Annotated in this window: 26 protein-coding genes and 1 other annotated feature; of the genes, 2 read left to right on the forward strand and 24 right to left on the reverse strand. The window is 37.4% G+C overall.

What is annotated here, in order from left to right; genetic code table 11:
- Positions 1-5: 5 nt before the first annotated feature.
- The 3 genes from nadA to nadB are packed head-to-tail and all read right to left on the reverse strand — an operon-like array spanning position 6 to position 3,484.
- Positions 6-1,109 (reverse strand): quinolinate synthase NadA, encoded by a 1,104-nt coding sequence (gene nadA / locus MHI57_RS08160; protein WP_095372419.1) that lies wholly within the window; start codon positions 1,107-1,109, stop codon positions 6-8.
- A complete protein-coding gene (gene nadC, locus MHI57_RS08165; RefSeq protein WP_095372418.1) occupies positions 1,096-1,959 on the reverse strand; it encodes a carboxylating nicotinate-nucleotide diphosphorylase in 864 nt (287 codons plus the stop codon). The genes nadA and nadC overlap by 14 nt, the downstream gene beginning before the upstream one ends.
- Positions 1,913-3,484 (reverse strand): L-aspartate oxidase, encoded by a 1,572-nt coding sequence (gene nadB / locus MHI57_RS08170; protein ID WP_340975752.1) that lies wholly within the window; start codon positions 3,482-3,484, stop codon positions 1,913-1,915. The genes nadC and nadB overlap by 47 nt, the downstream gene beginning before the upstream one ends.
- Positions 3,485-3,696: 212 nt before the next feature.
- On the opposite strand from nadB, the gene MHI57_RS08175 reads away from it, so the two are divergent.
- The gene (locus tag MHI57_RS08175) at positions 3,697-4,821 is read left to right on the forward strand and encodes an IscS subfamily cysteine desulfurase (protein ID WP_340975753.1); all 1,125 of its coding nucleotides are present in this window, start codon (positions 3,697-3,699) and stop codon (positions 4,819-4,821) included.
- 64 nt (positions 4,822-4,885) lie between these two features.
- Entirely contained in the window at positions 4,886-5,431 is a 546-nt protein-coding gene (locus MHI57_RS08180; RefSeq protein ID WP_095372415.1) for a transcription repressor NadR, read from the forward strand.
- Positions 5,432-5,494: 63 nt separating this feature from the next.
- Here the strand turns inward: MHI57_RS08180 and pheA are convergent, their stop codons facing one another.
- From pheA to pilM, 21 genes are all read right to left on the reverse strand, one after another.
- Positions 5,495-6,364, reverse strand: coding sequence for a prephenate dehydratase (gene pheA / locus MHI57_RS08185; RefSeq protein WP_307312752.1), 870 nt, complete (start codon positions 6,362-6,364; stop codon positions 5,495-5,497).
- A gap of 340 nt (positions 6,365-6,704) precedes the next feature.
- On the reverse strand, positions 6,705-7,160 hold the full coding sequence (locus tag MHI57_RS08190; protein ID WP_095372413.1) for an ACT domain-containing protein: 456 nt from the start codon (positions 7,158-7,160) through the stop codon (positions 6,705-6,707).
- A 25-nt stretch (positions 7,161-7,185) separates the two neighbouring features.
- Positions 7,186-8,475, reverse strand: a complete 1,290-nt coding sequence (obgE, locus tag MHI57_RS08195) for a GTPase ObgE (RefSeq protein ID WP_095372412.1) — start codon at positions 8,473-8,475, stop codon at positions 7,186-7,188.
- Between the two features lie 110 nt (positions 8,476-8,585).
- On the reverse strand, positions 8,586-9,128 hold the full coding sequence (locus MHI57_RS08200) for a sporulation initiation phosphotransferase B (RefSeq protein ID WP_095372411.1): 543 nt from the start codon (positions 9,126-9,128) through the stop codon (positions 8,586-8,588).
- Positions 9,129-9,394: 266 nt separating this feature from the next.
- A complete protein-coding gene (gene rpmA / locus MHI57_RS08205; RefSeq protein ID WP_009333115.1) occupies positions 9,395-9,688 on the reverse strand; it encodes a 50S ribosomal protein L27 in 294 nt (97 codons plus the stop codon).
- A 12-nt stretch (positions 9,689-9,700) separates the two neighbouring features.
- Complete coding sequence (locus tag MHI57_RS08210; RefSeq protein WP_095372410.1) at positions 9,701-10,030, reverse strand: ribosomal-processing cysteine protease Prp; 330 nt, start codon at positions 10,028-10,030, stop codon at positions 9,701-9,703.
- 12 nt (positions 10,031-10,042) lie between these two features.
- Positions 10,043-10,351, reverse strand: coding sequence for a 50S ribosomal protein L21 (rplU, locus tag MHI57_RS08215; protein ID WP_095372409.1), 309 nt, complete (start codon positions 10,349-10,351; stop codon positions 10,043-10,045).
- A gap of 13 nt (positions 10,352-10,364) precedes the next feature.
- Positions 10,365-10,444, reverse strand: a sequence feature (ribosomal protein L21 leader region).
- Positions 10,445-10,499: 55 nt separating this feature from the next.
- Positions 10,500-11,942: an Rne/Rng family ribonuclease gene (locus MHI57_RS08220; RefSeq protein ID WP_340975761.1), complete on the reverse strand. Its 1,443-nt coding sequence runs from the start codon at positions 11,940-11,942 to the stop codon at positions 10,500-10,502.
- 17 nt (positions 11,943-11,959) lie between these two features.
- Positions 11,960-12,826, reverse strand: coding sequence for a M50 family metallopeptidase (locus MHI57_RS08225; protein WP_095372407.1), 867 nt, complete (start codon positions 12,824-12,826; stop codon positions 11,960-11,962).
- A complete protein-coding gene (locus MHI57_RS08230) occupies positions 12,819-13,601 on the reverse strand; it encodes a M23 family metallopeptidase (RefSeq protein WP_307312739.1) in 783 nt (260 codons plus the stop codon). The genes MHI57_RS08225 and MHI57_RS08230 overlap by 8 nt, the downstream gene beginning before the upstream one ends.
- 433 nt (positions 13,602-14,034) lie before the next feature.
- Entirely contained in the window at positions 14,035-14,838 is an 804-nt protein-coding gene (gene minD, locus MHI57_RS08235) for a septum site-determining protein MinD (RefSeq protein ID WP_095372405.1), read from the reverse strand.
- Between the two features lies 1 nt (position 14,839).
- Positions 14,840-15,517, reverse strand: coding sequence for a septum site-determining protein MinC (gene minC, locus MHI57_RS08240; protein WP_224935852.1), 678 nt, complete (start codon positions 15,515-15,517; stop codon positions 14,840-14,842).
- 263 nt (positions 15,518-15,780) lie between these two features.
- Positions 15,781-16,299 carry a rod shape-determining protein MreD gene (mreD, locus tag MHI57_RS08245; RefSeq protein WP_095372403.1) on the reverse strand — a complete coding sequence of 173 codons (519 nt, stop codon included), beginning with the start codon at positions 16,297-16,299 and terminating at the stop codon, positions 15,781-15,783.
- Entirely contained in the window at positions 16,296-17,192 is an 897-nt protein-coding gene (gene mreC, locus MHI57_RS08250; protein ID WP_340975764.1) for a rod shape-determining protein MreC, read from the reverse strand. Before mreC ends, mreD begins: the two co-directional genes overlap by 4 nt.
- Positions 17,193-17,293: 101 nt before the next feature.
- Positions 17,294-18,316, reverse strand: coding sequence for a rod shape-determining protein (locus MHI57_RS08255; protein WP_095372401.1), 1,023 nt, complete (start codon positions 18,314-18,316; stop codon positions 17,294-17,296).
- Between the two features lie 163 nt (positions 18,317-18,479).
- Positions 18,480-19,169 carry a RadC family protein gene (radC, locus tag MHI57_RS08260; RefSeq protein WP_095372400.1) on the reverse strand — a complete coding sequence of 230 codons (690 nt, stop codon included), beginning with the start codon at positions 19,167-19,169 and terminating at the stop codon, positions 18,480-18,482.
- A gap of 18 nt (positions 19,170-19,187) precedes the next feature.
- Positions 19,188-19,778 carry a Maf family protein gene (locus MHI57_RS08265; RefSeq protein WP_095372399.1) on the reverse strand — a complete coding sequence of 197 codons (591 nt, stop codon included), beginning with the start codon at positions 19,776-19,778 and terminating at the stop codon, positions 19,188-19,190.
- A 247-nt stretch (positions 19,779-20,025) separates the two neighbouring features.
- On the reverse strand, positions 20,026-20,964 hold the full coding sequence (locus MHI57_RS08270) for an SPOR domain-containing protein (protein WP_095372398.1): 939 nt from the start codon (positions 20,962-20,964) through the stop codon (positions 20,026-20,028).
- 149 nt (positions 20,965-21,113) lie between these two features.
- Entirely contained in the window at positions 21,114-21,797 is a 684-nt protein-coding gene (locus MHI57_RS08275) for a hypothetical protein (protein WP_095372397.1), read from the reverse strand.
- Positions 21,794-22,357 carry a hypothetical protein gene (locus MHI57_RS08280; RefSeq protein ID WP_095372396.1) on the reverse strand — a complete coding sequence of 188 codons (564 nt, stop codon included), beginning with the start codon at positions 22,355-22,357 and terminating at the stop codon, positions 21,794-21,796. Before MHI57_RS08280 ends, MHI57_RS08275 begins: the two co-directional genes overlap by 4 nt.
- Positions 22,358-23,287, reverse strand: coding sequence for a type IV pilus biogenesis protein PilM (pilM, locus tag MHI57_RS08285; protein ID WP_157733923.1), 930 nt, complete (start codon positions 23,285-23,287; stop codon positions 22,358-22,360).
- Positions 23,288-23,296 lie beyond the last annotated feature (9 nt).

Raw genomic sequence — 23,296 nt, forward strand, 5'->3', positions numbered from 1 at the left:
TCAATTTATTTTATTACCAACATGCGTGCTAAAGCTTGTTTTGCTCCTGCAGCGATTTGATCATCAACCTTGATTTGATTTATGGGCTCACCTTTCTCCAACATTTCTAAATTCCATGCCAAATGCATTAAATCAATGCGATTCATTGTCATACATGGACACATATGTGGATTTAATGAAACAATCTGTTTATCTGGATGTGATTGAATGAGACGATTTACTAAGTTCATTTCAGTGCCAATTGCCCACTGAGAACCTGGCTTACTCTTTTCGATTGCCTGAATAATATCATTCGTAGAACCATCCATATCAGACCGCTCAACAACTTCTCTTCTACACTCAGGATGAACAATGATTTTCATTTCTGGTCTGTTTTTTCGTATATCTTCGATGTTCCTCACTGTAAAATTCTCATGCACTGAGCAATGACCTTTCCATAAAATCACTTTGATCTGCTCATTTCCTCCATCAAATTCTAATCTATGTTGAATCGGATCCCAGACTGCCATTTCATCTAAAGCAATACCTAACTTATAGGCTGTATTTCTGCCAAGATGCTGATCCGGCAAGAACAAAATCCTTTCCTTTTGTTGGAGCGCCCATTTTACCACTTCTTCTGCATTGGAAGAAGTAACGGTCGCTCCACCATGTTCACCCACAAATGATTTAATGGCAGCTGTTGAATTTACATAAGTAAGCGGTAAAATGGTCTCCCCAAATCGCTCGGTTAATAGCTCCCATCCTCTTTCTGTTTGATGGATATTAGCCATATCAGCCATTGAACAGCCCGCTCTCATATCTGGTAAATAGACTTTTTGATTTTTAGTTGTTAAGATATCGGCTGTTTCTGCCATAAAATGTACACCGCAAAACACGATAAACTCAGCTCGGGTATTCTGCGCACAAAATTGTGCTAATTTTAATGAATCACCTGTACTATCAGCAAATTGTATCACTTCATCTTTTTGATAATGGTGGCCTGGAATATACAACTTGTCTCCAAAGGTACCCTTCACGCGACGCACAATATTTTCTAACTGCCCATTAGATAAAGAACGATATTTTTCTGGTAGTATCGTTTGTTTTTCAATCGTGTCAAATAGATTCATTTCGCTTCTCCTTCTCTATCATAGACATTCTCACACTAATATCAAGTGCGGAAACTGAATGTGTTAAAGCACCAATCGAAATATAGTCAACACCTGTTTGTCCATACTTATGAAGTTCCTCTAAACGGATACCTCCTGATGCCTCGGTTATAACACCTTTCGGCACATAAGTTAACCAATCTTTTATTTCATTAGGTGTACGATTATCAAACATAATGACATCTGCGCCAGCAGTAATCGCTTCATTCAATTGCGCTATACTCTCAATTTCGACCTCTATCTTAACCATATGTCCAATCTTTGACTTCACACTTTCTACTGCTTTACTTATCGAGCCTGCAAAGCTTATATGATTATCTTTAATCATGACCGCATCATATAATCCGTAGCGGTGATTATAACCACCACCTGTTCGAACTGCATATTTCTCAAGCATTCTTAATCCAGGTGTTGTTTTTCTTGTATCGACAATACGTGTATGTGTGCTATTTAATAAAGCAACCGCTTTCTTTGTTTTCGTTGCGATTGCACACATTCGTTGCACTAAATTCAAAATTACACGCTCTCCTTTTAAAAGTGCTGAGATTGGCCCATATACTTTAAGTAAGACTTCCCCTTGATTAAACCACTCACCTTCCTGTTTGAAGAATTCAAAATGGCATTCATTAGATAACAAAGGAAAGCCTGTCGTTATGATCTCTCTACCGCAAAACACACCTGTATCCTTCGCTAGAAAAGTAATTGCACCTCTTTCGTGTTCTCCAAAGATCAATTCTGTCGTTACATCTCTTTCACCAATATCTTCAATGAAGTAATGCTCTAATTGTTTGCGAAGTTTCAATGTATTCATCATGATCACCTTTCTTTTCATACTTAATTTCTTTTTTCATCCATTCTTCCATTTCAATTGGAAAGTCCTCACGAAAATGTCCCCCTCTACTTTCATTCCGTTTAAGGGCTGATTTCGTAATGCATTTTGATATTTCCATCATAAAAACGATTTCAATTTCCTCTTGTGATAGATAATCTAATGATTGTGGGAGATGAAAATGATTGAGATAACGTAACTGATCTTGTAAGTTGGCCTTATTCCTTACTATGCCAACATATTCCATCATTCGGTTTTGAATATCTTCTTTTGCAGGTAATCTTCCTTGGATATTCTCTTTCTTAATTTCAAAACGATAATCGCTTCTTTTACCTACGTCATGATCCTTACTCTTATTTATTTGCTGAGCTACTTTTTTACCAAAATACAAACCTTCTAAAAGAGAGTTACTAGCTAAACGATTTGCTCCATGCACGCCCGTCCTTGCCACTTCCCCCATTGCATAAAGATGAGCAATACTTGTTTCGCCACTATCATTCGTCTTGACCCCACCCATAAGAAAGTGGGCACCAGGCGAAACTGGTATTAATTGATCTTCAAGATTAACACCATTAGCTTCACATAATTTACTAATAGTCGGAAATCGAGTAGTGAATCGTGCCACCTGCTGGATATTTAAATAAACTTTTCTACCTTGCTTCATAGTTTGATAAATTTCTTGAGCGACAATATGCCTCGGAGCCAAATCCTCAAGTGGGTGAACTCCCTTCATTATCGAAATTCCTTGTTCATCAACTAAAACGCCACCTTCCCCACGAACAGCTTCAGAAATAAGACCTTTCGTTTCACCACCCACGTATAATAAAGTCGGATGGAATTGAATAAATTCAAGATCCGTTAATATAGCCCCTGCCCGATGTGCAAGAGCTAAACCATCACCGGTAACAACAGGGCTATTAGATGTATATTGAAACAACTGACCACACCCACCAGTTGCTAAAACCACATGTTTGGCGAAAATGATATGGGTTTCGTCTTTTTTTTTCACTTTTACGCCATAGCAAATTTTCCGTTTAACGAGAAGCTCATAAACAAATGCATTTGTTATTACTTCAATATGTTTAGGTAATTGACTGATCATAAAATCAACAAGATGCTTCCCCGTCGCATCGCCGCCACTATGCACAATTCTTTTTTTACAATGCGCTCCTTCTAACCCAAGTGATAATTCCCCGTTTGTATTCTCATCAAATGGAAAGCCTAGTGCACTTAACTCATGAATTAAATCAGGTGCCTCCTTTGTTAAAGCTTCCACAACCCGTTCCTCATTGTGATAGCGTCCAGCATTCAAAGTATCTTGTAAATGGAGGGCCCAATCATCCTCTTTACTGAGCGAAGCAGCAACCCCTCCTTGTGCTAAATAAGAATTACTACTTCTCATATCTGACTTTGTGATAATTATCACATGCAAATCATTACGAATTTTTTGTGCTAATTGAAGAGCAGCTACACCACTCCCAATAATAACCACATCTAAACTTTTCATTGTGATCCTCCTGACAGTAAACTATACAGGTAAAATTAACATATGTCTTGACACTTATATTTACACAGATTTAAACTGATGACAAGAGTTTTTAACAATATTTATTTCCCTACTTGTAATAATTAGGTTAAAGCCTAGAAATGAATACAGATGATGATGGATAAGACCTTCATACATCCCCTTCTATCAAAAACAAAGGAATGAAGCCATTTATGATTTACTTAGACTATGCCGCCACTTGCCCCTTATCAAAAGAAGCGGCTGATGCATATGTAAGAACTGCTACTGAATTTTATGGAAACACAGAAAGCTTTCATGATATAGGCAGTCTGGCACATGATTTACTGGAACAATGCCGTTTGACGCTAGCTTCTTTTCTACATGTACCGAGTAGTGGAATTTATTTTACGAGTGGAGGGACGGAAAGTAACCTTATTTGTATCCGATCTCTTTTAACCTTAACGAATACAAAAGGACATATTATTACCACATTAGCTGAGCATTCTTCTATTTCTAACTTTTTATCTATACTTGAAGATAATGGTTATGAGGTGACTTATCTACCATTTGATCATAATGGTCAAATTGATTCTAAACAATTCGCGGCCGCTATTAGGCCAGATACCATTCTTGCTATTATTCAACATGCCAATAGTGAACTTGGTTCAATCCAACCAATCGAGGAAATAAGCGCATTATGTAAAATTCATCAAATCTACCTTCATTGTGACTGTGTCCATTCCTTTACGAAAGTAGATATCACTCCTGTGAGCCAAGTCGTTGATAGTCTTGCAATATCTGCCCATAAATTTTACGGACCAAAAGGAGCCGGTTTAGCCTATATACATCCTGCACATCCCATCCGTGGCTTACTACCAAATACTTCACATGAAAAGGGATTGAGGCCAGGTACAGTCAATCTACCAGCTATAGTCGCTATGACAATAGCTGCAGATGAAAGTATGAGAACATGGAAACAAACAAGAACGCACGCACAAATCCTTCGCCAAGCTTTCATCACTCATTGTGTCCATTTTGACTCTATTATTTATGAGGCACCAAAAGAAAGACAAATCCCATCTACTATAGGGATGCGAATACCTGGAATTGAGGGACAGTATGTGATGTTAGAAGCGAACCGAAAAGGCTTTTGCATTGCTACTGGTAGTGCTTGTGCGACCAATGCGCAATTGCCATCCTCAGCTATGTCTGCCATCGGTGTTAATGGAAAAGCGGCGAAAGAATTTTTCAGAATATCTACTGGAACAGAAACCTCGAAAGAACAATTAATCGCACTTGCCGAATTGCTAGCAACAATAAAGGAAAGCATGGGATAACTTTATTTATACTGGTTTCCTATGGTAAAATTATTGATTATGGTTATAGTAGAGGGGATTAAGAATGAGCGAACAAAAAAAGGTGCTTGGAGAAGACAGACGGATGAAACTACTACAATTATTGAAGGAAAGTGAAGAGCCTATTACAGGTAGTGAACTAGCAGCAAAGTACCATGTAAGCAGACAAGTAATCGTTGGTGATATTACACTGTTAAAAGCAAGAAGCGAACCAATTATTGCCACAAGTCAAGGATACTTAAGGTTAAATCATACTTCACCACATCCGGTAGCTACAAGAACAATAGCTAGTAACCATTCACCTGAACAAACTGAAGAAGAGTTAAACTTACTTGTTGATCATGGGGTCACCGTAAAAGATGTCACAATCGAGCATCCAGTATATGGTGATTTGACAGCATCTATTATGGTTTCTGACCGCAAAGAAGTAAAACAGTTTATGAAGAAAATTCATTCTACTCAATCTAGTTATTTATCAGAATTAACAGGTGGGATTCATTTACACACGATTACGAGCAGCAGTGAAGCAAAGCTTGACGAAGCAGAAGAGGCATTGAAAAAATCAGGATTTCTTATCGAAATAGATACATAATACTTGCTAGGAAATGGTACTTTATAAAAAGAAAGTAGAGCATGTACTCTACTTTCTTTTTTGTTATTTATGAGTCAATTCTTCTATTTTCCCGAGTTGATATGAAGGATAACTACCTAAAATTTGCACTTTGCAACCTAATGCCTCTAATTCCGCCTTTACGCCCGGAATAAGGACATCATCTATTTTCTGGTCGATATCAATAATAAAGAAATAATTCCCTAATCCTGTTTTCATTGGTCTTGACTCGATTTTTGATAAATTTAAATTTCTCCATGAAAAGGCGGATAGCACTTGGTGAAGTGCTCCAGCACGATCATCAGGTAACGAGACCATAACAGTTGTCTTATATCCTTTTGACTTCTGCGCTGTCTTGAGGTGACAATCTTGCTTTGCCACTACAATAAACCGTGTATGATTATGTGAATAATCATGAATATCTTGGTGAGCAATGGTTAATTGATATTCTTCTGCTGCTAAAGCATTTGCTATTGCAGCAACCTTTTCGTCAGGATGGTCACTTACATATTTTGCAGCTGCAGCCGTTGATGTCATATTAACAAGTTCAACAGCTTTTAAAGTCGAATGTAGGAAGCGATGGCATTGAGCAATCGCATGAGAATGGCTATATACCGTTTGAATATCTTCTAGTTTTTGGCTAGGATGAATAAGTAAATGTTGTCTAATAGGGATGGTCATTTCACCCACAATTGGGTAAAGTGCCTCATGAACTAAATAATCTAAAGTAATATTAACTGATCCTTCTAATGCATTTTCAATTGGTACAACAGCTAAATCAATTTCATCATTTGCTAAAGAATCTAAACAAGCAGGAATGGTTGCTTGTGGAATTGCTCTATCTTCTGGAAATAACCCGCGAACGGCTATATCTGTAAAAGTAGCAACTGGTCCTAAGAAGCCTATTTTTTTCATTGTGAACACCTTTCATCAGTAGCTTCATTCTATGTAGCCACAACAAATTTGAATTATGAAAAAACTCATTATACTATACTTTAACACTTTAGTTTATGGATGTAAAAGAGGTTTTTATCTTTTTTATAAGATATCTTTCTTATTAAAATCGAGATAGTTTATATGAGCTGTCGATGAGTAAACAAATACGGTTTGACTTGCCTATTATTTCATTGCCTCTGACTCGTTTCTACATGTATGTTTGAAACTTCACCATTTTATTTTACTAAGCTGTTTGAGTGATTCATTTTAGGTATAATAACCCTCTTTCTTAAAATGAATAAGACGCAAGAGTTTTAACTCATGCGCCTGAACTTAATACTTCTACTTTATCTACAAATTCTAGTTTCCTTAAATCGGATAATAAATGATCGATTCCTACCGCCATATCAGCAACATTTAGTGACAAGGTGACATTGGCACGACCTAAAATCGGAATGGTTTGATGGATGGTTAATACGTTACAACCTGATCCAGCCACAATACTTAATAATTGTGACAATGTGCCCGAACGATCCTCCAAATGAAAAAACAATGTAATAATTCTTTCCTTCACGATTGTATGAAAAGGAAAAACAGTATCGCGATATTTATAAAATGCGCTGCGACTCAAATCTACTTTATGGACAGCGTCCCAGACAGATTCTGCTTTTCCCCTTTCAATCATTTCTTTTGCATCCAAAGTCTTTTTCATAGCCTCAGGCAATACATCTTCTCGGACAAGGAAGAATTTTTTATCTAATTTATCCTGTTTCATCTTTCACCTCATTGATATTTTAAGGTTAGTCAATAAATTCAAATTCATAATCTAATAACTTGACGATATCCCCGTCTTTTGCACCTTTTTCGCGTAATGCTTCATCTACACCCATCCCTCTTAATTGACGGGCGAAACGTCTAACCGATTCATCTCTGCTAAAATCAGTCATCTTAAATAATTTCTCAACTGCATCACCAGACACAATAAAGTCACCAGCTGAATCTCTTGTAATCGTAAATTCTACTTGATCTGCTTCATGTTTATAAAGTACACGGTGAACTCCTGTATCCTCTTCTTCATGTTCAAGTGGGAATTCTGGTGTTTCTTCTACCTTATCTGCAATCGCAAATAGTAGCTCACGTAATCCAGACCTTGTAACTGCAGAGATCGGGAAAATTGGATACTCTTCTTCAAGCTGCTCCTTAAATGCCGCTAAGTGTTCTTCTGCATCAGGCATGTCCATCTTGTTAGCTACAATAATTTGTGGACGTTCTGTTAAACGTAAATTATATTCCTGTAATTCATTATTGATCGTCACATAATCTTCGTAAGGATCTCTGCCTTCCATTCCTGACATATCAATCACATGAACAATTACTCGTGTACGTTCAATATGTCTTAAAAATTGATGTCCCAGGCCCACTCCAGAATGAGCACCTTCAATTAACCCAGGTAAATCAGCCATGACAAAACTACGATTATCTTCTGTTTCTACCATACCCAAATTAGGAACGATTGTCGTAAAATGATACGCGCCAATTTTCGGCCTAGCTGCAGAAACGACAGAAAGTAAAGTCGACTTACCAACACTTGGGAATCCAACTAGCCCTACATCTGCAAGCAATTTCAACTCAAGCATAACTTCTCTCTCTTGACCTGGCTCTCCATGTTCTGATAACTCCGGTGCAGGATTGGCAGGTGTAGCGAACCGTGAATTTCCACGACCTCCACGGCCACCTTTTGCTATAATTGCCTGTTGGCCATGCTCAGTTAAATCCGCAATTACTTCACCAGTCTCAGCATCTGTAACCACAGTTCCCGGCGGTACTTTTATAATCATGTCCTTCGAATTTCTGCCATGCTGATTTTTAGACATTCCATGCTCACCACGTTCCGCTTTGAAATGTCGTTTATATCTAAAATCCATTAACGTTCTTAAACCTTCTTCAACAATAAAGACAACATTCGCGCCCTTACCACCGTCCCCACCAGCTGGACCGCCTTTAGGAACATATTTTTCACGACGAAAGGCTACCATTCCGTTCCCACCGTCGCCACCTTTTACATACACCTTGACCTGATCGACAAACATAAGATCTACTTCCTCCTATTCAAAAGATGCACATGAATATGAACACCCTTGACTCTCGCTGTTTATAATATCTTTTACTGACTAGCTTTTTACTATTAAATAAATCCATTTTACTTCTCTTCAAAAAGAACAAAGAAATCAAATGATATTTCATCTTCTGTTAAGCGTCTCACTGTAAGCCCCATACTTGTTGATTGCTCTAGTAAAAATAAGCGAATCTGCTGCATATAAGTAATTGTTCCACTAAAATCAAAAAAGAAACGGACACCCTGCTTTTCTGGATTAATTGATATAGATAAATGATTATCAGCAAATGGCTGTACAGCATCATTTAAGCAAGAGAAAAAAGATCTTGTCCAATCAGTTAAACTTTTATCATCCAGTTGATCACATTTGAATACTTCATAAACGTCATACTCTAATTGAAATTTTGGATTTCGCCAATTGTACGTAAATAAAAGTGAAGCAAATTGAGGCATTTGTAGGTTTGATAACTTTGCCTCTTGTTGCGCCTCCACAACAATTTCATCAATAATTTCTTTTGCCCGTTCCACCTTATTTAAGCTTAAATTGCCTTTAATTAGTTGTATTTTATTTAACCAATCATGCCTTGCATGACGTAGCACTTCAACAATATCCCAATCTTTTTCCATAATTGACTCCTACATCTTCTTTTATGGTCCTCAGCCATTACATTGATATGGTGTTAGTATAACAAAAAAAAACCATAGCCGTATGTATCTTAGCAAAAAGAAAGGTAAGAATTTTTAAATCTGCCCCTATATTTAAGGTTCCATCAATAGAAATGCATAAAAAGTAGCGGACTTTTATCAAAAGAGGACAGTTTGAGGAGATATATGTGGGATGAATGACATGAAGAGAACTCTAACCATTAATGGTTAGAGTTCTCCACTCAATCTTATGCTTCTTGAGCTGCAGGGTATACGCTAACTTGCTTACGGTCACGTCCAAGACGCTCAAATTTTACAACTCCGTCCACTTTCGCGAAAAGAGTATCGTCTCCACCTTTACCCACGTTTACACCTGGGTAAATTTTCGTACCGCGTTGACGGTAAAGAATAGAACCACCAGTAACGAATTGACCATCTGCACGCTTAGCGCCTAAGCGTTTAGAGATTGAGTCACGTCCGTTCTTTGTAGAACCTACTCCTTTTTTAGATGCGAATAACTGAAGATCTAATTTTAATAGCATGAAATCCACCTCCTACTGTTTGAAGGTTATTTTTATATTTTCCGGATAGTTCTCAACGATCGTTTGCAATGAGACAACCATACCCTCAAGCAATAATTGGACTTTTTCTTCTATATCTTGAGCAAGATTGCTCGGAAGAATACAGGATAATAGTCCAGATTCCATTTGAATATGCGGAGTAACTCCCGCTAACTGATGGATGCTATTAACGCACCCAACTGAAACAGCTGATGCACCTGCACAGACAATGTCCTCACCATTATTAGCAAACAGGGCATGACCACTTATTTCAAATGATTGTATGAGTCCAGAACGATTACGATGAATGCTTACATCAATCATCAATCATCAACCTTATGCGTTGATTTTATCAATCACGACTTTAGTGTACGGTTGACGGTGACCTTGTTTCTTATGATAGTTTTTCTTTGCTTTGTATTTGAATACAGTGATTTTCTTCGCACGACCTTGTTTTTCAACTTTAGCCGTAACTGAAGCACCATCAACAACTGGGCTTCCAACTTTCACACTGTCTCCACCTACGAAAAGAACCTTTTCAAAAGTAACTGTTTCGCCTGCTTCTGCGTTAAGCTTTTCGATGTAGATTGTTTGACCTTCTTCTACACGGATTTGCTTACCACCAGTTTCAATAATTGCGTACATAACTGCACCTCCTCTTAAGACTAAGACTCGCCATCCCAGGTGTTCTGCCAAAGCAGAAGCTTAATGACCTTTTCTGCGCGGTTGTAGCATGGGCGCTACAAACATAACATCAAAATGTTATCATACACATACTGTACTGTCAATACGATTACACTTGCATTTCTTTCAATGGACCAAATCTTTTTATTTGATAGCTTGGTTTTGGGCGATCGATGAAATCGAAAACAAGGTGTTTCGCACAGCTCTCTTCTAATTGCTGTAACTCCTCTTTAGTGTATACAGCAACGACATCCCTTGTCACTTCTATAAGAACCGCTTCCTCATCACGGGTGCGATACGACCACAATTCTCTCTCTAAGCGAAAGGCAACCGTTTCTGCGCGCAATACCTTACCCGTCCCATGACAAACTGTACAATTCTCCTGTAAAGCTTCAGAAAGAGACACCTTCGTTTTCTTTCTCGTCAATTGTAAAATACCAAGAGGTGTAAATCCAATTACTTTTATTTGTCTTTCATCGGTAGCTAGCGCCTCTTTTATCACAGATAAAATATGTATTCTATCCTGCTCTTTTTCCATACTAATAAAATCAATTAGTATCATTCCTGCTAGGTCCCTGATACGTATTTGTCTCGCTACCTCCCTTGCCGCTAATTCATTTGTTTTTAAGACCGTATCTTGCAATTGGTGTTTTCCAGAAAATTTACCTGTGTTCACATCAATAATAGCTAACGCTTCTGTTTCATCAAAAATCAGATAAGAACCATTATCTAACCATACAATTCTTTTTAATGCTTTTTCAATTTCACGTTCAAGACCATAGGAAGTAAAGATAGCTTCTTGATCCGTATGAAGGTGAAATGTGACATTGTCTTTAGGCTGTAACTGCTTTTTGACAGTAGTATCATCCACAATTACTTCCCCACTCTTCATTTTTTGTATGACTTGACGTACTTTATGTAAAAATTGATCTTCCGTTTGAATAACACCGGGTCTTTTTATTAAGAGAGAGGCGGCATAGAGTTGCTGATATTTTACACGCAATTGCGTTAATTCTTTTTTAAGTACAGCCATATCAACATCTTTCGCAGCAGTCCTAATTACTAGCCCTTCCTTGGCTTCGAGCAACCTTGCACAGTTTTGCTTTAACTGTTCTCTGACACTCTGATTAGTAATTTTCTTCGATACAGCAAGATAGTTCCCATACGGCAAATAGACCATATAATTGCCTTGCAATTCTACGATCCCCGTTAACCTTGGTCCTTTCGTTCCCGTTTGATCCTTTTCTACTTGTACAAGTAACCTTTCCCCTTGATGGACAAAAGAAGAAAGGTTACGTTTTTCCTTCTTATCATCATCTTCAAGTGCATAACTTTGCAATTTATCCTTATGCAAAAAGCCACTCTTTTCTTCACCAATATTGACAAAGAGTGCATTTAACCCTGGCATAACCTTTTCAACTATGCCTAGATAGATATTCCCTACTTTTGTTTCGAGTTGTAATGGTTCAATATAGAATTCTTCAACTTCATTTTGATCGAGCAAGGCATACCTTTTTTCTCTATTTATTGTATTGATCACTAATCTTTTCAATTCTACTTTCCTCGCTTCTAATAAACATACACTAAGTCACTTATTTGAGCTGACACATTCTTTTCCGCAAAGTACGCATGTAATAACTCATTTTCATCTAGCACACTCTTTTCTTTATTCCCCGTCTCAACAATAATCGAGTGTTTACAACCTCGTTGAAATTTCTCGAGCACTTTCATGATTGGTTCAGATTCTTGAACGACTAACGGTTTTAATTTACGTAGTTCACTATGCTTTCCATAGTATCGTTCCAATAAGAACCGCATAAATATATATCTGCGCTGTTTCCATTCATAGTATAAGGAAAAAAGTAAGAATGCAAGGATGATGCAAATATTAATATTAAAAGGGAGAATCCAAAGAGAAGCAATTAAAAACAATATGAGCATAAAAATAGACAGCTGCAACGCCTTCCTATGTGCATCACCAAATGCATAAAAATAAGACAGATACAAAAAGACTAATTTCCCACCATCCAATGGCCAAATCGGAAGCAAATTAAAAAGTAAGATCATCAAGTTATACTGGACAAACAATGAAAAGTACTCAGGTGTGATTAGCTGCCATTCAAAACATAGGAAGGCAGCAGCAATCATCCAAACATGCTGTATAGGTCCTGCTAAAATTACCATTAACTCTTCTTTTAATGGGCGATTACCATGTTCGTCCATCTCTGCCACACCGCCAAATGGAAGTAACACAATGCTTTTTATTCTCCAAGAAAAAAACTGTGCGGCCACAGCATGTCCTATTTCATGAACAAAAATAATCAATAGTAAAAGAAAAAGCTCGTTGAAATGAGAAGTGATAACAGCTAATCCGACTACCAACCAGAGTAAAGGATGGATACGTATCTGCTTAAAAAGTAATATCCATTTATTCAAAAGGAATCACCTGTGAAGGATCAACAAAGTCATCCCCTTTTTTAATGGCAAAATAAAACAAGCCTTTCCCATCCTCTTTAGTAGCCGCTTCTCCTACTTCTGCACTTTTTTCAACATAGTCATATGCCTTTACATCAATTTCAGCTAAATTGCCATACCAAGATTGACTTTGATCGGCATGCTGAATGATAACGGTTTGTCCAAACCCAGGTTTTTCGCCAATAAATTCAACGACTCCTCCATTTGCAGCCTCTACTTTTTCACCCATGTTTGTTTCAATCGAAATTTTTTGTCCATCTTGCTCAAACGCTTGTAATACCTTGCCTGTTGCTGGTAAGCTTGGTTGCGCTTCCTCAACAGATTCTTCTGTCTGTTTCTGCTTTGGCAAAAGGGCAAAGGTTTGTCCGAATTGCTCTTCATACCAATTAATAACAGTAGCAAACTGAAAATTCTTATCCATTGCCTCTACAACAAAGGCTTTCGGCTTTTCAAAAATTGCTCCATCATTTTTAAACATAATGGCTACTATGAGGAATAAGCAGGCTGATACGAGCACTTTAAATAGAAAAACCTCCTTTTTAAATAAAGGGTGATTCGTATTTGAATCTTTAGGAGGTGGACTATCATATGAGGGAAGTTGGTCAAATCCATGCCTCTCCTCATCTTGCAACCAATTCATTTTTTTCGATTTTTTTTGAACAGGCTTATTCTTCTCCATCTCTTTTTTTCTTTTAGCCATCCGTTTTCTTATATCATCAGCTCTTGAGCTCATCATAACTTCCCACCTATTCATCAGCATTTGTACAAGTCTATGATGTGAGGTTTTTAAGTATGACAGATAGATAAGGGAGAAGTATTTTTTATGTTGTCAAACACCTAGATGCAGTTGGAAAGCTACCTACTTATAAATGATCATTATATCTGTGTTTACTCTTAGACTATTGATAGTGAAACCTTTTATTATGAATGATCGTGCTCTTAGAGTGCTTTCTATAGAAGAAGATAGGGGTACTAACTGGGGTAATTGACTATACGTCGCTTTTTGATGAAAAGCTTACATTTCTGCAATTGAATGGCTTATTCATGGATGGTGCATTTGGACCGTTTGCTGTATTACTATCAGCAGAATATTCCATAGTCCTATTTCTTTTCCCATGACAAATATTAAGAAATCCTTAGTGACAACAGATCACTAAGGATTTCATTTGTTATTTTACTTTGAAGAAGTTCTTTATCTTTGTAAAAACACCGGTATTCTCTTCTTGAAGTTGTTGAAGTGGTACAGACTCGCCAAGAATTCTGCGGGCAATATTTCGATAAGCAATAGAGGCGATATTATTTGGATCCATTGCGATGGGTTCTCCTTGATTTGTCGCCCGAATCACTTGATCATCATCCGCTACAATGCCTAATAATTCTAAATCGAGGTGTCTCGTAATATCATCAATATCCATCGTATCACGGTTTTTCATAAGTTGTGGTCGGATACGATTAATAACTAACCTTGGACGTTCGATATGATCTTCTTGCTCTAACAACCCGATAATGCGATCGGCATCGCGTACCGCTGTTGCCTCTGGTGTAGTTACAACAATCGCTTTTGTTGCTCCTGAAACGGCATTACGATAGCCTTGTTCAATCCCAGCAGGACAATCAATAATAATATAATCAAAATCCTGCTTTAAATCGTCTATTAATATTTTCATTTCGTCCGGGTCAACCGCATTCTTATCACTTGTTTGTGCCGCAGGCAGGAGATAAAGAAGATCATCAAAGCGTTTATCCTTCACAAGGGCTTGCTGCATCTTACAACGCCCCTTAACTACATCCACTAAATCATAAATAATACGGTTTTCAAGGCCCATAACAACATCAAGATTTCTTAGTCCAATATCTGTATCCACAAGGCACACTCTTTTTCCTTGCAGGGCTAATGCTGTACCAATATTTGCAGATGTTGTTGTTTTACCAACGCCGCCTTTTCCGGATGTAATGACTATCGCTTCTCCCACTCTAGAATCCCCCTTGCAAATTCGATATATTTGGTCTTACATGTACCAATACTTGTAGTCTGTCGATAATGATTTGCTGCTCTTCATTCATATAAGCACATTCCATTTCGCGACTGTTTTCATCTTGTTTTTCATCAGGCGCACGAGTGATACTATCACAAATTCGAAGCTGTGTCGGTTTCATAATAGAAGCTGATATCACAGCCTCCTGGTTACCATAGTAACCCGCATGTGCAATTCCTTTTAGCTCGCCCATAATAAAAATATTGCCACCAGCTCTTACTGTTCCTCCAGGGTTTACATCTCCAATGAGCAATAAATCCCCCGGGACTTCAATCACTTGACCTGACCGAACAATTTTTGTTATAGAGACGATTTCATTTGCTTGCTTTTGCTTTTCAGCCTCATCCTTTGTCAGTACATTAGAAAGCACAGACTCCACAACAAGATTTTTCTTTTGCCTGATTAACTCTTTTATCTCTTCCTCTTGAGAGGAGGTTAAATAGCGATTACCTGTATGTACAAGGACAGATATCAATTTATCTTCTTGACTTTTACTACTCTCTATTAATTTATGATTTAATTCTTTTTTAAGTTCCTCATAAGAACAGGCATCATCAAGATGGAGTGTAATCCCATCCTTTGTGCCCTTCATCGTTACATTTTGTCTTTTATTCATTTCAAGATGTTCACCTCAAGAAAGACAAGAACAGATCCATTCTGTTATCTCGCCTCATTCTGATTCTCAATACATATTGTAGGAATAAATTCGACATCAGTTTGCAAAATCCTTTTTTCTTGCAAACTCAATCTTCACTCTGGTTGAAAAGAATAATTATATGGCAAAAGAAACCGGATAACCGGTTTCTAAAGTTGCCTGCAAACAGTCATTCAACTTTATTTCTTCGTTTTTCTTCATTATTGACTAGAACAGACTTAACATTATAACGATAGTCGTTCAACATATCTTTCAAAATATTTCTTCAATGGAAAAATGACTATGACGATAAAAATGAGGTTCAATATAAGTGTTGGAATGAATCTCATAAAGATAAAATCCGAGAATCCCATTGTTGTAATACTAATAATATAGTTGACCCCGAAAGATCCTAGCTCCATTAATGCTACACCAAAAAGTGTAATGATTGTCGTCACAATAAGATTATTCTGTAAGATCTTCATTAGTTGATACACAATATAAGTGACAACTGGAAATAAAAATAGGTTAATACCGATAATTTCAGTATAAACAATGTCAAACAGCAAGCCAAAAATAAAAGCGTAAAGTAAACCTAGCTTCCTCGAGCCAAAAATAACTAAAAGCATAATCGCTCCAAGTAAAAAATGAGGGATAAGCCATCTCTCATTTGCAAACATCTCTGTTGGAGCGACCATAAGGGCAAATGTACTTTCAATGACGAATAAGAAAATAAATAAGAGAGGGAGAAGATATTTTCTCAACTTTCTTCCTCCTCATTTAATTCTTCAAGCTCTTCTTGAATCTCTGGATTAATGCTGTTAAGTTTCGTTACCATTACATGTTGAATGTCATATAGGTCCGCATTCGGCTCAATATATGCAGTTTGTGTAAGGCCATATTCCGCAGGTGTAACCTCAACAACTTTTCCAATTGGCAAGCCTTTAGGGAATACTCCACCATAACCAGATGTCACTACCATTTGCCCTTTTTCTACTTTTGCATCATAAGGTATCTTCGTCATAAGCAAACGTTTTGTTTTTTCATCGTAGCCTTCAATTAAACCAAAAGTTTCTTCTTTTTTCTCACCATTTTGAACAACAGCTGAAATACGGTTCGTTGGATCTTTAGAACTCACCAGCTGAATCGTGGACGTGAAGGTTTGTGCACTTTTCACCTTACCAATGAGTCCATTGGCTGTAATAACCGCCATATTTGCCTCGATACCGTCTCTGGTTCCTTTATTTATGGTAAGCTTTTCTTCCCACCGTAAAGGATTTCTACCGATTACTGTAGCCTGTATAGGTTCATAGTTGGTTAGACTATCTTCTTTTTCTAGTATTTCACGAAGCTCAGCATTATCCTTTTCTAACAATTGTACCTCTGCCTCTAAAAATGCTAGTTTATCTAATCTAGATTTCAGTTCTTTATTTTCTTCATATGTATTTTGCAAGTCTTGAACATTTTCAAAGAAACCAGCAATGTACTGTGTTGGACCGGCAACAATGTTCTGCACCCATCCCGTCATATCTTTTAAAAACTGTTCTGGCCATGTAACACTATCTCTCTCTCTTAAAGAAAAGCCTATCAACGATACGAGAATAATGATACTTACAAGCAAAATAATCAGGCGTTTATTCAGAAAGAACTGTGGCATGCTAAACACCTCGATTGTTATATTTTATGCAATAAAAAAACTTGAAAAACAGGGCATTAATGACGGCCACTAATGCCTAATTTTTCTGTAGGTCACTATTCTTAGCGAGAGTCTTTAGATTTATTTTTAAACAAATGAATATGATCTAATGCTTTGCCAGTACCAATCGCCACACAATCCAGTGGGTTTTCTGCAATAAGAACAGGCATTTTTGTTTCTTCACTAATCACTTTGTCCAAATTGCGTAACAACGCTCCTCCACCTGTTAAAACAATGCCACGATCCATAATATCAGCTGCTAACTCCGGCGGTGTTTTTTCTAATGTTACTTTTACAGCATCAACAATAGAGTATACCGTATCTTTTAATGCTTTTGAAATTTCATCACCTGTAATCTCAATTGTTTTTGGTAATCCAGTTAAAAGATCACGCCCACGGATTTCAAGGTTTTCTACACCTTCCGCTTCACTAGCAGAACCAATTTCTAATTTAATCATTTCAGCAGTTCGGTCACCAATCATTAAATTATAAGTTTTACGGATATAATTAATGACTGCATCATCCATTTCATCCCCAGCAATGCGGATTGATTGGCTTGTAACTATTCCCCCTAAAGAAATAATAGCCACTTCAGTTGTACCACCACCAATATCCACAACCATACTTCCTGTCGGCTCCCATACAGGTAAATTCGCACCAATTGCTGCTGCAAATGGTTCTTCAATGGTAAATGCATCCTTTGCACCAGCTTGTCTAGTTGCATCTACTACAGCTCTTTCTTCTACTGCAGTAATGCCAGATGGTACACAGACCATAACATTCGGTTTACCTGAAAAAATGCCCTTATTTTTATTCGCTTGTTTCATATAATATTTCATCATTGTTGCTGTCGTATCATAATCAGCAATTACGCCATCTTTCATTGGTCTTAATGCCACGATATTTCCCGGTGTACGACCAATCATATTTTTAGCGTCATTCCCAACGGCAACAATATGTTTCGTATCAGTTTGAAGTGCCACGACCGATGGCTCTCTAACAACGATTCCTTTACCTTTTACATACACAAGTGTATTTGCTGTTCCTAAATCTATCCCAAGGTCTTTTGTACCAAATCCAAACATTCCTGTATCTCCCTTTCTGATACTATACGATTTTTAAAATAAGGTTTATTTAATAGGGCATCTGACAGTCCCTCATTCTTAAAAAAATGATAGGTAAAATACTATACTTCCCCTAAAAAATCATAAACAATATTATATCGTATCGTCAAATAAAAACATAGTGCTAGATATAACCTTTTTCCTTTAAACTGACAAATTTCTTTTCACCAATGATAATATGATCGAGAATATCTATCCCAATTATTTTACCACATTCAGTTAGCCTTTTCGTCACATCAATATCTTCTCTACTTGGAGTCGGATCGCCAGAGGGGTGATTATGCAGACAAATAATCGAGGCGGCAGACTGTCTGAAAGCTTCTTTATACACTTCTCGTGGGTGAACAATAGAGGCATTTAAGCTACCAATAAAAATGGTTTGCTTGCTTAAAACTTGGTTCTTAGTGTTTAAATAAAGACAAACAAAATGTTCCTGAGATAGAAAACGCATTTCGTTCATCACATAATTAGCAGCATCTTCTGGTGAACGAATGCTGTATCTTTCATCGAAGGTTAAATTAGCCATTCTTCTGCCGATTTCTACAGCTGCCATGATTTGAATGGCTTTTGCCTGGCCAATACCTTTCACTTCGGTAATTTCGCTAAGGGAAGCATCCTTTAATAAACGCAATCCATCAAACTTTGTTAGCAAGCGATTGGACAGCTGCAAAACAGATTCATTTTTTGTCCCTGTCCGCAATAAAATAGCTATTAGTTCATGATTGGATAAGCTCTCTGGTCCACTCTGCATTAACCTTTCCCTCGGCTTTTCATCTTGAGGGAAGTCTTTAATCATTAAGCTTTCCGTATGCATCCCTTTCCTCCTTTTTCATTATCCAAACAAATGGTGAGGAAGTGAATAGCCCATTTTGCGCAACTCTCTAATCGTTTGTGAAATAGGCAATCCCATCACAGCAAAATAGTCTCCGTGTATTTGTTTAACAAGTGTTGCACCAATTCCTTGGATCCCATAGCCCCCCGCTTTGTCAAAAGGCTCACCCGTTTGGATATAGGCATAGATTTCTTCTTCTGAAAGCGGCCAAAATTCAACTTTTGTAACAACAGAAAAACGAGTTATTTTATTAGCTGTTAGTATCGCTACACCTGTGTACACTTCATGTGTACCGTTCGATAGGTTCTTAAGCATAAGATACGCTTCATCTTCATCAATCGGTTTGCCTAAAACCTCGCCTTTTTGGACAACAACCGTATCTGAGCCAATAACAAAAGTATCACTTTCGTTATTGTAGACTGCTCTCGCTTTTCGTTCCGCCAATTCTTGCACAATTTCATCCGGCTTTAAATTGGCTTCAAACTGCTCATCAACATGACTGCCTTTTACTTTGAAAGATAAATTTATTTGTTCAAGGAGCTGTTTTCTACGAGGAGAAGTGGAAGCGAGTATGAGGGTTTGTGTTTGCATGTGGTTCACCTTACTTTCATCGTATTTCAAATTGGGAGATACTTCTCTATCGTATCAAACAATCCACCTATTAACAATTTTAAATCATCTAATAATATGAATTTCCCACAAAAAATAGCCCGAAGAAAATCGAGCTAAAGAGAGGTAATCTGCTAAAAATAAATATAGACAGTGAAATCAGTGTTTCATAGATTCAATTAGAAATAAAATTAAATTATTCCCCAGAAAATAATATACTAAGAAACTTTTAAGTTTGAACGATGACCGTATATGATTGTAGGAAATTTAAGGCTGCCTGTTGAGCGTCCTTTCCGTTATTAGCTTTTAGAGCAGTAAGCATTTTATCCTTTAATGCTATTAGGTCTTCATGGTTCAGTCCTTGATTAATCTCATTTAACGTACTTGAATATGCATTAATTTGTTCAGGGGACGCTTCACCTGTCAATAATTGATACACTTGGGGTGAGAGCTCTAAGATTTTCTTTTCTTCTGCAGTTAAACCTTCTACCTTAGCACCATCAATCGTATACTCTTTAGCAAACACTTCTGCACCTTGACCTTCTAATTGGGTACTCATAGTCTTAGCCGCTTCACTTGTAGCTGCTACTCCGATGATAAGTGTATATTGTTCTTGATTCTGGTGGATAAATGTAGGAATGCCTTTTTCCTTATACGAAGCAGCGATACCCTCTGCACTATCCTTGGTAGTAAAAACACCTCCTTGGACGATAAACGTATCTAAAGCAGGTAATTCTGCCGTCTCACTACCCGCAGTTACTGCTCCTGATGCACCTACTTGGGAACTTGCTGCGCCTCCTTCTGCCGTTTCCCCTTTATCGAGAACATTTAACATTACCAACCCAAATCCCGTTCCGATAACAACAGCAAACAGAATGGTAAAAAACATCGACGGGTTTAATTGATATTTCATTTGTTTAAAACTACTTTTCTTAGCTGTGCTTTTACTGTATTTGTTTTTCTTTTTCGTCACTTTTTCTCTATCTGCAAGTTCTTTCTCCCAATCTACTTCTTCTTCTCCACTTGGTAAAATCCAATCAAATTGATCCTCCGCTTCATTTTCCTTTGTGGCCGCTTGCTCCTTTACACCTTCTTCTTTATGCTTCGGTTGCCCGTCCTGATTTAATTTTATTGTGATTGTTCTCGCCTTTCCATTATGCTTGTCCATCTTTGTCCACTTCCCTCCCTCTTACCTTTTACTATTATTTTCATCACTTTATCATAGGAGAAAAAAAAAATAACAAGACTTTTGTCGTCTTGTTACAGAATGATTTCGTCAAATTCCATCATGGATAAAAACTTTGTCAAAGAAAGGCATCAGTCTCTATCTTCAAAAGGATAGGACTTGCCAGCAGCTTGATCATTGACGATTTTAGGATCATTTTCTTTTAAATCAATAGCGGTAGGAAAATGATAAACTGATACAACCATAGTGTAGTCTCTTATACCATCTTTCACCTGGGTGATTTCGATTGATTCAATGGTTGTATACCGCTCTAGATGCTGTAATTCCTCTGTGAATGAAAGCCAATCCTCATAGCTTTGAGATTGCAAGTGCATGCTAATGACGGTCTTTTCTAATCCATTGGGCAACTTTACTTCAACAATACCTTCTTCTGATGTTGTCGAAATATCATTGATTGTTTCACTATTTGCCGTCTCATCCGAATGAACTCTTTCAACATTAATGGCCATTTGTGTAAGCTGAATCTTATTGACCGTTGCCGCTTCATCTAATAATAATAAAAACTGTTCTTCTAATGGCTCGATAGGTAGATGTAGTTGAGCATCTTCCCATTGTTCTGTCTGTGATACCGTTGCGGAAGAGCCTTGTTCCTTTAAGCTATTTAACCGTGCTTCTTCTGTAATGACCCTTTTTTTTATGGCCGATTCCTCTAACTTGAGTGGGTATAAGTAAAGAACGTAGGTTAATACAACTGTTATAAGCATGGATAAAACAATTACCAACAACCAATATTTACTTCCTTTGAACACAGTCAACGTTTTTCCTCCTCTACAATTGAGAAATAAGAGGGATCAAACGTGAAGGAGTAACTTGCTTCAAAACGAGACCGTTCCATTTCAGCTGCCTGTTGTTCATTAATCGTTGCTAAAGACGCATCTATAGACCAATCAGCTTGTTTAATACTGTGCAATAAATAAGCTGCTTCTCTTTGTGTATCAAATTGAACAAGCATCTCAACCTCATTTTTGTTCGATAGCTGCAGCGAAAGAATATAGCCTCTTGTTGGCAAAAGAGCTGTTAATTCAGATAAAAACCCGGTGATATTCACGCGTTCTTGTTCTAGCCAAGTTGTTGCATTCATTAACTCTTCTAGCGATTGTGATTGCTCTCTCTCATTCGACATTTCTGTTTGCTCTATTATTTCAACTTGTATATACGCTAATTCTTCCTCACTTGATTGGATACTTCTTTTTATTTTGTAGGCTCCTACGAAAATCGAAGCTAAGAGTAGCAGCAGGATGACCAACAAGATAACTATAAAAGTTGGGTTAACTAAAGGCTTTTGCTTTTGCAACAAATTTATATTGACCGTCATTTAAAGCACATCCTTTAACGCTAACCCCAGCACCTTATTCATCGAAGGTACAATCGTTTCATCATCCATTATTTTCCTAGCGTCAACAATAGCTATACGGCTTGTCATTCTACTACTTAAAAACAACTGAAAACTATGTATAATATTTTCACCACTTAATAAAACACTTGTAGTTGCATGATTGGTTTGTTGAAGGGTGAAAAAATGAAAATCTTGTAATCGATCCACTTCACGATACACTTCGGTAAATAAATAATCATCATTGGTTAATTCTATATTGTCATCATAGGGTAAATAATGAACAAGCATAGGAATGCCATGATGAATGATAGAGATATGAACACCTTGTTTTTCAAAATGAATGATAACAACACTCTCATTATCCTCTGCTAATCCTAAATAGGCGCTCAACCTCCATAAAGATAATGCTGTGATCTCTGCTTCTTCTGGGTAAACATTAGCTTGAGCGATTACTTGTTCAAACTGATGAACGAGCGTCTCCTCCGCAGCAACTAACAACACACGTTTCTCTTCATTCACCTCTTTATTAGGCATGAGGTGATAATCAAATACTGGTTGTTGAAATGGTAAATGAATGCTAGCCCCTATTTCCATATCCAAATATCCATGAATATGCTTTGCAGGCACTTCATCAGGAATAACTACTGACCTTACAACACTTTGTCCATCCGGAACTATAAATCTAACTTTTTTCCGATGAAGCTGCCAGTCTTCCACACAGCTTTGGAGGATTAAGGATAACCCCGTTTCATCTATTATTTTTCCTTCTTCAATGATTCCTTTTGCAATAGGTTTCACTGCTAGCTTTGTACCATAGGGAAACTGCCGCTTGTTCACTTGGCAATAGCGAATGCAATCATCCTCTATGACTATATTACAAAAGCTTTTTCTTAAGAAAGATAAAGCCATCATTTAAAC

This window comes from Cytobacillus sp. FSL K6-0129 (assembly GCF_038007625.1).
In the GTDB taxonomy this organism is placed as follows: domain Bacteria; phylum Bacillota; class Bacilli; order Bacillales; family Cytobacillaceae; genus Cytobacillus; species Cytobacillus kochii.

Excerpts from the sequence above, each read along its gene's own strand:
- nadC (WP_095372418.1), bottom strand. The coding sequence starts at position 1,959 with ATGAATACATTGAAACTTCGCAAACAATTAGAGCATTACTTCATTGAA.
- nadA (WP_095372419.1), bottom strand. The coding sequence starts at position 1,109 with ATGAATCTATTTGACACGATTGAAAAACAAACGATACTACCAGAAAAA.
- MHI57_RS08210 (WP_095372410.1), bottom strand. The coding sequence starts at position 10,030 with ATGATTGATGTAAGCATTCATCGTAATCGTTCTGGACTCATACAATCA.
- pheA (WP_307312752.1), bottom strand. The coding sequence starts at position 6,364 with ATGAAAAAAATAGGCTTCTTAGGACCAGTTGCTACTTTTACAGATATA.
- rpmA (WP_009333115.1), bottom strand. The coding sequence starts at position 9,688 with ATGCTATTAAAATTAGATCTTCAGTTATTCGCATCTAAAAAAGGAGTA.
- MHI57_RS08180 (WP_095372415.1), top strand. The coding sequence starts at position 4,886 with ATGAGCGAACAAAAAAAGGTGCTTGGAGAAGACAGACGGATGAAACTA.
- mreC (WP_340975764.1), bottom strand. The coding sequence starts at position 17,192 with ATGCCACAGTTCTTTCTGAATAAACGCCTGATTATTTTGCTTGTAAGT.
- MHI57_RS08255 (WP_095372401.1), bottom strand. The coding sequence starts at position 18,316 with ATGTTTGGATTTGGTACAAAAGACCTTGGGATAGATTTAGGAACAGCA.
- nadB (WP_340975752.1), bottom strand. The coding sequence starts at position 3,484 with ATGAAAAGTTTAGATGTGGTTATTATTGGGAGTGGTGTAGCTGCTCTT.
- MHI57_RS08200 (WP_095372411.1), bottom strand. The coding sequence starts at position 9,128 with ATGGAAAAAGATTGGGATATTGTTGAAGTGCTACGTCATGCAAGGCAT.
- rplU (WP_095372409.1), bottom strand. The coding sequence starts at position 10,351 with ATGTACGCAATTATTGAAACTGGTGGTAAGCAAATCCGTGTAGAAGAA.
- obgE (WP_095372412.1), bottom strand. The coding sequence starts at position 8,475 with ATGTTTGTCGATCAGGTCAAGGTGTATGTAAAAGGTGGCGACGGTGGG.
- pilM (WP_157733923.1), bottom strand. The coding sequence starts at position 23,287 with ATGGCTTTATCTTTCTTAAGAAAAAGCTTTTGTAATATAGTCATAGAG.
- MHI57_RS08270 (WP_095372398.1), bottom strand. The coding sequence starts at position 20,964 with ATGGACAAGCATAATGGAAAGGCGAGAACAATCACAATAAAATTAAAT.
- MHI57_RS08230 (WP_307312739.1), bottom strand. The coding sequence starts at position 13,601 with ATGATGAGCTCAAGAGCTGATGATATAAGAAAACGGATGGCTAAAAGA.
- MHI57_RS08175 (WP_340975753.1), top strand. The coding sequence starts at position 3,697 with ATGATTTACTTAGACTATGCCGCCACTTGCCCCTTATCAAAAGAAGCG.
- minC (WP_224935852.1), bottom strand. The coding sequence starts at position 15,517 with ATGAATAAAAGACAAAATGTAACGATGAAGGGCACAAAGGATGGGATT.
- MHI57_RS08190 (WP_095372413.1), bottom strand. The coding sequence starts at position 7,160 with ATGAAACAGGATAAATTAGATAAAAAATTCTTCCTTGTCCGAGAAGAT.
- radC (WP_095372400.1), bottom strand. The coding sequence starts at position 19,169 with ATGCATACGGAAAGCTTAATGATTAAAGACTTCCCTCAAGATGAAAAG.
- MHI57_RS08265 (WP_095372399.1), bottom strand. The coding sequence starts at position 19,778 with ATGCAAACACAAACCCTCATACTCGCTTCCACTTCTCCTCGTAGAAAA.
- MHI57_RS08280 (WP_095372396.1), bottom strand. The coding sequence starts at position 22,357 with ATGACGGTCAATATAAATTTGTTGCAAAAGCAAAAGCCTTTAGTTAAC.